Annotated in this window: 9 protein-coding genes and 1 riboswitch; of the genes, 4 read left to right on the top strand and 5 right to left on the bottom strand. The window is 46.2% G+C overall.

Going from position 1 to position 9,183, the window contains the following annotated elements; all coding sequences use genetic code 11:
• Positions 1 to 193: 193 nt before the first annotated feature.
• Both thiC and GT589_RS06120 read right to left on the bottom strand, forming a co-directional pair.
• Positions 194 to 1,507 carry a phosphomethylpyrimidine synthase ThiC gene (gene thiC, locus GT589_RS06125; RefSeq protein ID WP_293397526.1) on the bottom strand — a complete coding sequence of 438 codons (1,314 nt, stop codon included), beginning with the start codon at positions 1,505 to 1,507 and terminating at the stop codon, positions 194 to 196.
• Positions 1,508 to 1,681: 174 nt separating this feature from the next.
• Positions 1,682 to 2,854, bottom strand: coding sequence for an RNA-guided endonuclease InsQ/TnpB family protein (locus GT589_RS06120; RefSeq protein WP_334296566.1), 1,173 nt, complete (start codon positions 2,852 to 2,854; stop codon positions 1,682 to 1,684).
• Positions 2,855 to 2,931: 77 nt separating this feature from the next.
• Between GT589_RS06120 and GT589_RS06115 the strand changes: the two genes are divergently transcribed.
• A complete protein-coding gene (locus GT589_RS06115; protein ID WP_293397522.1) occupies positions 2,932 to 3,129 on the top strand; it encodes a helix-turn-helix domain-containing protein in 198 nt (65 codons plus the stop codon).
• A 76-nt stretch (positions 3,130 to 3,205) separates the two neighbouring features.
• On the opposite strand, the gene thiE is transcribed toward GT589_RS06115, so the two are convergent.
• The 3 genes from thiE to thiD form a co-directional block, all read right to left on the bottom strand.
• Positions 3,206 to 3,841, bottom strand: coding sequence for a thiamine phosphate synthase (gene thiE / locus GT589_RS06110; RefSeq protein ID WP_293397520.1), 636 nt, complete (start codon positions 3,839 to 3,841; stop codon positions 3,206 to 3,208).
• On the bottom strand, positions 3,831 to 4,667 hold the full coding sequence (gene thiM / locus GT589_RS06105; RefSeq protein ID WP_293397518.1) for a hydroxyethylthiazole kinase: 837 nt from the start codon (positions 4,665 to 4,667) through the stop codon (positions 3,831 to 3,833). Before thiM ends, thiE begins: the two co-directional genes overlap by 11 nt.
• A 426-nt stretch (positions 4,668 to 5,093) precedes the next feature.
• Positions 5,094 to 5,876 carry a bifunctional hydroxymethylpyrimidine kinase/phosphomethylpyrimidine kinase gene (thiD, locus tag GT589_RS06100; protein WP_293397516.1) on the bottom strand — a complete coding sequence of 261 codons (783 nt, stop codon included), beginning with the start codon at positions 5,874 to 5,876 and terminating at the stop codon, positions 5,094 to 5,096.
• Between the two features lie 73 nt (positions 5,877 to 5,949).
• A riboswitch (TPP riboswitch) is annotated at positions 5,950 to 6,057 on the bottom strand.
• 159 nt (positions 6,058 to 6,216) lie between these two features.
• Between thiD and GT589_RS06095 the strand changes: the two genes are divergently transcribed.
• The 3 genes from GT589_RS06095 (at position 6,217) to GT589_RS06085 (ending at position 8,966) form a co-directional block, all read left to right on the top strand.
• Positions 6,217 to 6,684, top strand: coding sequence for a DUF2680 domain-containing protein (locus GT589_RS06095; RefSeq protein WP_293397514.1), 468 nt, complete (start codon positions 6,217 to 6,219; stop codon positions 6,682 to 6,684).
• Positions 6,685 to 6,834: 150 nt separating this feature from the next.
• A complete protein-coding gene (locus GT589_RS06090; protein ID WP_293397512.1) occupies positions 6,835 to 7,509 on the top strand; it encodes a response regulator transcription factor in 675 nt (224 codons plus the stop codon).
• The gene (locus GT589_RS06085; RefSeq protein WP_293397510.1) at positions 7,506 to 8,966 is read left to right on the top strand and encodes a HAMP domain-containing sensor histidine kinase; all 1,461 of its coding nucleotides are present in this window, start codon (positions 7,506 to 7,508) and stop codon (positions 8,964 to 8,966) included. Before GT589_RS06090 ends, GT589_RS06085 begins: the two co-directional genes overlap by 4 nt.
• Positions 8,967 to 9,183: the final 217 nt, after the last annotated feature.

Here is a 9,183-nt window from a genome sequence, read left to right as displayed (position 1 = left end):
TGGCAAAATATTTAATTTAAGTAATAAAAAGCCTGGAAGGCTCATGTTTAAAAGCTTTCCAGGCAAGCATCCAATAGAACAATATATCTTTTTTAAGGAATCATACACATAATTATTGACAGACTCTCTTGTCTTTTTGAAAACTACAAAAAGACAAGAGAACCGTCCCCATGGTTTTATTTTCTGGGTATTGCTAGTCGTCTTCTCTAAGGATGTTGATATTCTTGCCCTCCATAATCCTGTTCATGTTTCTAACGGCGCACATTTTGCCGCACATTGTGCACGAATCCTCGTGGGCAGGCTTGGACTCTTCCCTGTAGCGCCTTGCCTTTTCAGGGTCTAGTGAAAGATCGAACATCTTCTCCCAGTCAAGCTCGGCTCTGGCCTTGCTCATGCTGTTGTCCCAGTCCCTTGCTCCCGGAACGCCCTTGGCAATGTCGGCAGCGTGAGCCGCTATCCTTGAAGCTATTATGCCTTCCTTCATGTCATCAAGGTTAGGGAGTCGAAGGTGCTCTGCAGGAGTCACATAGCAGAGGAAGTCGGCTCCGTTTGCAGCCGCGATTGCCCCGCCTATTGCGCTGGTTATGTGGTCGTATCCTGGAGCTATGTCTGTAACTATAGGTCCGAGCACGTAGAAAGGAGCGCCGTGGCAGAGCTTCTTTTGAAGCTGCATGTTGGCGGCCACCTCGTTGAGGCTCATGTGGCCAGGTCCTTCAACTATTATCTGAACGTCCTTGGCCCAGGCTCTCTTTGTAAGCTCCCCAAGCACTATGAGCTCCTTTATCTGGCTGGCATCTGTAGAGTCGGCTATGCTTCCGGGCCTGCACGCATCGCCAAGGCTTATAGTGACGTCGTATTTTCTGCATATCTCAAGCAGCTCGTCATAGTACTCGTAGAAAGGATTCTCGTTTCCTGTGAGCTCCATCCATGCGTAAAGCAGCGAGCCGCCCCTTGAAACTATGTTAGTAAGCCTGCCGTTTCTCTTGAATATGCCTGCCGTTTCCCTGTTTATGCCGGCGTGTATAGTCATGAAGTCAACCCCGTCTATGGCATGCTTTTCAACTACCTTCAGGAATTCCTTGGGAGATATTTCAGAAAGCTCCTTGTCGTAAAAGCCTACGGCGTCGTACATTGGAACTGTGCCTATCATGGCTGAAGACATGTCCACAAGCCTTCTTCTGAACTCCTCTGTCTTTCCAAAAGAGCTAAGGTCCATTATTGCCTCGGCCTTCATTTCTATTGCTTTTTTCACCTTGTCAAGCTCAGTGTCAACGCATGGGCAGTCCTTAGATATCCCAAGGTTTACGTTTATCTTGGTCCTCAGGCCTTCACCTACGCCCTCGGCGTCAAGCGATTTGTGGTTCTTGTTTGCAGGTATAGCAATTCTTCCCTTGGCAACAAGGTCCATAAGCACAGCAGTGTCCATGTTCTCTTTTCTTGCTACTGTCTCCATTTCTTTTGTAAGAATGCCCCTCTTGGCAGCATCCATCTGAGTAGTATAAGTCATGTGAATTCTGCTACTCAAAATATGGACAAATATACCCATATCGAGATTTTTACTGCTTCGACGAACCCCGCCTTGACGATTGCGACGTAACCTGTCTACTACGGTTTGATATAGCTCTCCACAGTCGTAAATTCCCGAGATAGCCCTCGGTACATATATAAGTGCCTGTTTTAGTTAGGCTGTCTTATATTCCTTAGCATTAGCCAGATTGATTGAAGCATTCAAGTCCCTGTCAATGACAAGCCCACAGGAGCACTTATATGTCCTATCGGAAAGCTTCAAATCCTTATTGTGCGCTCTGCACGCACTGCAAGTTTTTGACGATGGATACCATCTGTCCACGATTCTTACTTCTATGCCGTGGATGCTCGCTTTGGATGTGAGCTTTGTCCTGAATTCATAGAATTTCTGTTGCTGCACAGCTTTGGCTAAATGCCTGTTCTTCATCAAGCCGCTTACATTGAGGTCTTCGATTGTCATAAAGCTTGGTTTTTGCTTTATAAGTTCGCTGACAGCCTTGTTGATGTAGTCGGTTCTTATGTTATTAAGACTTTGATGAAGCTTTTGCACCTTGGTTATCTGCTTTTGGATATTTCGTCTAGTAGCTTCTCCTTTTTCGATTTTTTGTAGTTTCTTCAGGCTTTCGTATTTCCTCGAGAGCCTGCGTTGCTCACGCGTTAGCTTTTTCTCAAGCTTTCTGACCCTTGAAGTCTTGTTGATGTTTTTCTTCACAGCTCCGTTTGAATAGACCGCAAAATCCTTTAGTCCCAAGTCCACGCCTATTCCCTCGGTGTACGGTTGCTTCTTGTCGTCAGCTTTGGCATATTCCTCCACAAGAATTGAAACATAATATCTGTTTGCTCTTTTAGACAATGTGCCACTTGTGACCTTCGAGCCTGTAGGGATGTAGCCAAACTCCTTTAGCCTCACCCAACCTAGTGTTGGAATCTTAACCCTGTGCCTGTCGAGAGTCCAGTCTGTCTTATTGTTCTTGGGGAAATAAGCTTTCACCAGCTGTTTGTTCTTTTTCTTGAACTTGGGAAATCCCGCTTCACCCTTGAAAAACTTTGTGAAAGCCTTATCGCCGTTCATGATGGCTTGCTTTACGGCTTTGGATGACACATCCTTAATCCACGAATAATTTGGATTGTTCGGCACAAACTCATTGTTAAGCCATTTCGAAAAACCCATTCCCGAGATAAAAAGCTTCTCAGCTTCGTAGACCTCTTTGTTGTGTGCGATGTAGAAATTGTAGATGAACCGACACACACCAATGGTCTGATGGATTTTGACCTTTTGCTCTACGGTAGGCTTAATTTCTATTTTGTAGGCTCTTTTCAATAACACCACCCCTTGTGCATATCATACTATGCCTATTGATAATACACAATACCCATGTTATGATAAATTCCGAGGTGATATTATTGAAAATCACAATAAAAGAAGTCCTGACAAAGCAGGATAAATCAGTCTATTGGCTTATGAAAGAAACGGGCATCAGCAAGAAAGCACTGTATGACTTGGTAAACAACAAGACTGACGGCGTTTCTTTCTTGAACCTAGAGAAAATCTGTAAAGCCCTTAACTGCACACCTAACGACATCATGGACATTAGTATATAAGTACTAATGTCCATTTTGTATTTATTTGTCTATGTTTTTAGGAACTATAGCCATCTCCTTTGAATTTTGGATTTTATTATATATTCTTTGATTTTCTAACTATGTCAAGCAGCCTCTTTGACGAATCAAGCGGGCTGGGGCTGGCAACTATGGCGGAGACCACGGAAATGCCGTCTATGCCGGCTGACATTGGTATGTGGGCGTTGATTTCGTTTATTCCTCCTATTGCAACAACAGGAATGTCTACGGAGTTTTTTATGCGCCTTAGTTCGTCGATTCCTACGCTGTCTGCATCACTCTTTGTACCGGTAGCGAAAACGGCTCCCACGCCCAGATAGTCGGCTCCTCCTTCGAGAGCGAGTCTCGCATCTTCAACACAAGAGGCTGAAACTCCTATAATCTTTTTGCTGCCAAGTATCCTTCTTGCCACGTCGAGGGGCATGTCACTCTGGCCTATGTGAAGGCCGTCAGCATCAACTGCAAGCGCAATATCCATTCGGTCATTTATTATAAAAGGCACGCCATAGCTTGAGGTGAGCTTTCTAAGTTCCAGGGCCATGCGATAGAACTCAGCAGAGGAGGCGTCCTTTTCACGAAGCTGCACAACGCTTACGCCGCCCTTTATGGCCTCCTCCACGCAGTCCAGGAATTCGCCACGGCAAAGCGCCCTGTCTGTCACAAGATACAGGCTGTAATCTATTTTATTTTTCATAGGATACATCACCCATTTCTATCAGTATTTGAGGAGTAAGGTTCGAAACCGAGTCGAACAGCCTTATCCTGAAGGTGCCTGTGCCTTCCCCCTCCTTAAGCATGCTCTTGGCAACCTCGCCGGCTATGCCCATGCTCATTATGCCTGCTGCCGCACCCATGAAAGAATCATCAACAGAACCGCAGAATGCGCCTATAAGAGAGGTGCACATGCAGCCCGTGCCTGTGACCCTCGAGAGCATAGGAGTTCCATTTTTGATGAAAACAGCCTTATCGCCCGAGACTATTATGTCGACAGCGCCAGTGACTGCCACTGTGCAGCAAAGACTTTTAGATAGCTTTATTGCAGCCCCCAGGGCTTCCATGCCTGACTCACTGGAGTCGACTCCCTTTATTCCTGCGCACTCGCCGGCGAGTATCATTATCTCCGAGGCATTGCCCCTTACTACGGCGAACTTGGCGCTTTCTATCAGTTTTCTGGCGGATTCAGTACGTAGCGCGGTTGCTCCAACTCCGACAGGATCAAGAATTACAGGGATTGAAAGCTCATTGGCGGCCGTGGCAGCGTGTATCATGGATTCGATGCTCCTCTTGTCGAGCGTGCCTATGTTTAGGACAAGAGCATCTGCGCATGCGGCCATTTCAGCAGACTCGTCAATTGATGGTGCCATTACAGGCGAGCCGCCTATGGCAAGAGTTATGTTGGCACAGTCGTTGACGGTAACGTCGTTAGTTATGTGGTGGACGAGAGGTTTTTTCTGGTGCAGTGCTGTCAGAGAGTCTGATATCTGTTGAAGCAGATATTTTTCGTTAGGACATTCAGTCATAATAAACATCTCCTTTATATGTTGTATAATCCGCTGAAAAAGCCGGTCTTATGTGAGAATACAAGAAACAGGCGGTCTTAGACTCCGCGTTTGGATTTCTAAGCGGCTCATGCGAATCCAAAGGAATAATTGGCCTTTAAATTTCGTTTTGTGATTTCCAATTGACTCATGCACTCTGAAATCTGGAATTTTGAGAACTCGCGCTACGCTGCTCAGACACTCAAAATTCCAACGATTTCATTCATGCACTTCGCCAGTAAATCAATCAAAACTCATCTTAAATCAGGCCTGCTTTATTCCATTTGGGTTCTTGCCACAAAAGATTCACCGATGGTCCGCGCAGATTGTTTTATCACTTGTGTTTGTATGGTTTTGGCGATAGAGCTCCGAGTGAAATTTAAAGGCCGGGTTTCATCGGAGCTCTCCTTATCGGAGCTCACACATATGATTGACAGGACCGCATCCCTTTCCTATGTCGAGTGACTGCTCTATAGCAAGCGTTATATATTCCTTGGCCCTTTTGACGGATTCTTCGAGAGTATGTCCAAGTGCCAGGTTGGCGGCTATGGCTGATGAAAGCGTGCAGCCCGTGCCGTGTGTGTTCTTGGTGTCTATGCGCCTAGACGCAAAGCGACTGAAGCTTTTGCCGTCATACAGCACATCTATGGCGTCTGATACGCTGTGCCCGCCCTTTACAAGCACGCTGCAGCCGCAGCTTTCGAATATGTGGCGCGCCGCTTCCTCCATGCCTGCCATGTCTTTTATATGGATTCCGGTGAGACATTCTGCCTCCGGTATGTTGGGTGTTATGAGATGAGCCATGGGAAACAGTAGCTTAACAAGTGATTCCTTGGCATCAGTGCTGAGAAGGTCATGGCCGCTAGTTGAAACCATCACAGGATCGAGCACTACGTTTGCCGGGCTGTGCTTTCTGATTGAAAAGCTTACGGATTCTATTGTCTGAATCCTCGAGAGCATGCCGATCTTGACGGCGTCAGAGCCTATATCCTCAAGCACGGCGTCTATCTGAGACTTTATGATATCTGGGCTGATGTCTTCAATGGCGCATACTCCCTGTGTATTCTGGGCGGTTATTGCCGTAATCGCGCTGGCTCCAAAAACACCGTGTGCGCAGAAAGTCTTAAGATCAGCCTGTATCCCGGCGCAGCCGCCTGAATCAGAGCCGGCTATTGTAAGTACCTTTTTCAAAATCCCACCTCCAGGGCAATAAAAAAAAGAGCATAAACCCAAGTATAAGGATATATGCTCTTCACGGCAAAAAGTAATGTCGCTCAAACTTCCCTACGCTGGCATTATCCAGATCAGGTTAAAGGGTTAAAGAAACACATCTTTATCTCAGCCGGTAATTCCGGCACCCCTAGTCAGAAATCGTTTTTAGTTTTACAGTTTGATACTAACATACGCCACACTTAAAATCAAATAAATTTTTCACAAAATTTACATCAGACGTTCACAACAATGTCACACAAACAGGGCATAATAAGTAATATAACAAAGAAAATAATATAATAAAAAAGGAGTGAACATCATGAAAAAAATATTCAGCAAAAAAATGCTTCTTCTGACAACTGCTGCTGTTGCAATGCTTTCACTTGGAGCTGTAGCCTTTGCGGACTCACTAAAAACTCCGGCGCAGATATACTCAGAAGTGACAGGAAAGACTGTAGAGCAGGCAATTACTGAAAGGCAGACGTCAGGAGAAAGCTACGGACAGCTTGCGCAGGACGCCGGCAAGTATGAAGAGTTCAAAAGCCAGATGCTTGAAAACAGAAAAGCCCTGCTTGATGAAAAAGTAAAAAGCGGCCAGATAACACAGGCCCAAGCTGATGCAATACTTGAAAGAGTTGAAAACTGTGAAGGTCCAGGACAAGGAGCTTGTGGCAACGGACTTGGAAATGGCTTTGGCAGGGGCGGCGGCTGTGGCATGATGAATGGCGCAGGTAACGGCAACGGCTTTGGATTTGGTAACGGACAAGGGAATGGTCAGACAAAATAACACGCTGCACACAAGAAGCCTCGGGATTAACCGGGGCTTTTCACGTTTTTCATCGGAGTTCGCTGGCGAGGAAATGGCGATTTTGTTGCAGTACAGGTGTATAAAGGGTATTATAAAGTCAAATAAGAGATATTGGACGGGGGTGCTGTGGTGAAGCGCAAAAAAGTTCTCATCGTGGAAGACGAGGAAAGAATGAGAATACTAATAGGAGACTATCTCAAAAGCGAGGGCTTTGAGGTTGTTGAGGCCGTCGATGGAGCCGAGGGCATAGATAAATTTGAAGCACAAAAACCGGATATTGTCGTGCTCGACATAATGCTGCCGCGCATGGACGGCTGGACAGTATGCCGGAAGATAAGAGAAGAATCAGACATTCCAATAGTTATGCTTACGGCAAGGTCGGAGGAGTCTGACGAGCTCTTTGGCTTCGAGCTGGGAGCCGACGAATACGTCACTAAGCCATTCAGCCCCAAGATACTCATGGCCAGAATAAAAGCCCTCATGAACAGGACTCTTCCTGACGAAATCCAGGCACTGCAGGTAGGGTGCATAAGCATAGACACTGCAGGACATACAGTGAGCATAGATGGAAAAAAGATAGAACTCACGCCGAAAGAGTACGAGCTGCTGCTGTACATGCTGAAAAACAGAGAAATAGCTCTTTCGCGTGAACAGATACTCGATGCCGTGTGGGGCTTTGACTACTATGGCGACTACAGGACTGTAGACACTCATATAAAAAGGCTAAGAACAAAGCTTGAACACTGCGGGGAATACATTCAGACTGTGCGGGGACTCGGCTACAAGTTCGAGGTAAACTCATGAAAAAATCGATAAGAGCCAGGCTCTTTTTCTACACTATAGGCCTTGTAATGTTTATACTCGCCCTGCTTTTCATAATGAACTCATTCTACTTTGAAAAATATTATCTGGGCCTGAAAAAAAATCAGCTCAGCAGCACTGCAGACGAAATAGAGGAGATGCTTCAAGGCGGCTATTCATCAGATGAAATTTATGCACGCTTCGAGGAAATAGAAAGCGAAGCAGGCATAAAGATAGCCCTGTTCTCCGGAGACATGGACAATATCTATTCGTCTTTCGCAAAGGGACGAATGGGCGGCTCACCCTGGAACCTCATAAACAGGCAGATAATAGAAATACTCCAGGACAAGGACGTCACATTCGGAGAATACGAGCACCCCATGACCGGGACTGTATTCCTGACATATGCAAAAAAGCTTGAGGGCGGATATATCGCGCTTCTCCAGATACCAATGGCCGCAGTCGAGGAGAGCATAAGCGCCAACCACACATTCCACATATACGCGGCAGCAATTACGCTTCTCATAGGCCTAATAGGAGTTTTCATATTCTCAAAGGGCTTTGTTCGGCCGATACTGGACATAGCTGACATAGCAAGGCGGGTTGAAAAGTTAGATTTCAGCAAAAAATATGAAGGAGACCGGCAGGATGAAATAGGACTTCTGGGAGAAAGCATAAACAGCATGTCCGATCGCCTGGAAGGAGTAATAGAAAGCCTCAACACCGCAAACGAACAGCTCAAAGTTGAAATAGAAAAGGAAAAGCGAATAGACATGATGAGAAAAGATTTCATAGCTGCAGTCTCACATGAGCTCAAAACACCGGTGGCACTCATACAAGGCTACAGCGAGGGTCTGCGCGACAACATAGCTAACGAGAGCAAAAAAACATTCTACTGCGATGTGATAGAAGACGAAGCCAGAAGGATGGGGGCACTTGTAAACGAGCTCCTGGAGCTCTCAAGACTGGAATCGGGAAGCATGAAACTGGAGCTTTCGGAGTTTCGCATGGAAGAGCTGGTGAATACCGTGGCGGCCAAATACTCGCTGGCCGCAGAAGAGCGCAGCATAGCCCTTGATATACAAAAAATCGGGGAAGAAGCTAAAGTCTGCGGCGACCGCGACAAAATACAGCGTGCTCTCGTTAACTACCTCGACAACGCCTTCAAAAACGTAGATACTGGCGGGAAAGTAAGCGTAAAGCTAATCCAGAGTGGAGCAGCGGTGCGAGTGGAAGTTGAAAACACAGGAAGCAACATACCGGAAAAAGAACTCGACATGATATGGAACCAGTTCTACAAGCTGGACAAATCAAGGAGCAGGAGCCTTGGGGGAAGCGGACTTGGCCTTTCGATAGTTAAGGAGATTGCCTCGCTACACAACGGCAAATGCGGAGCATACAACACCGAAAATGGAGTGGTTTTCTGGCTGGAAATCCCGAATGCGAATCCAAAGGAATAATTGGCCTTTAAATTTCATTTTGTGATTTCCGACGGCTTATGCCAGCTATAATCCGATGAAAACGCCGGTCTTATGTCTCGTTTTGGAGACTGCAAGGGCTCGCATATTTCAAAGCTCTTGAATTTTGAGAACTCGCGCTACGCAGCTCAGACACTCAAAATTCTGCTGCTTTGTGCATATGCTTTGCCTGCAGCCTCAGCAAAACAAGCCTCAAAAG

It is taken from the genome of Peptoclostridium sp. (genome assembly GCF_009881055.1).
In the GTDB taxonomy this organism is placed as follows: Bacteria; Bacillota; Clostridia; order Peptostreptococcales; family Peptostreptococcaceae; genus Peptoclostridium_A.
Note: the sequence above shows the minus strand (reverse complement) of the source record. Positions and strands in the feature narration are given on the sequence as shown.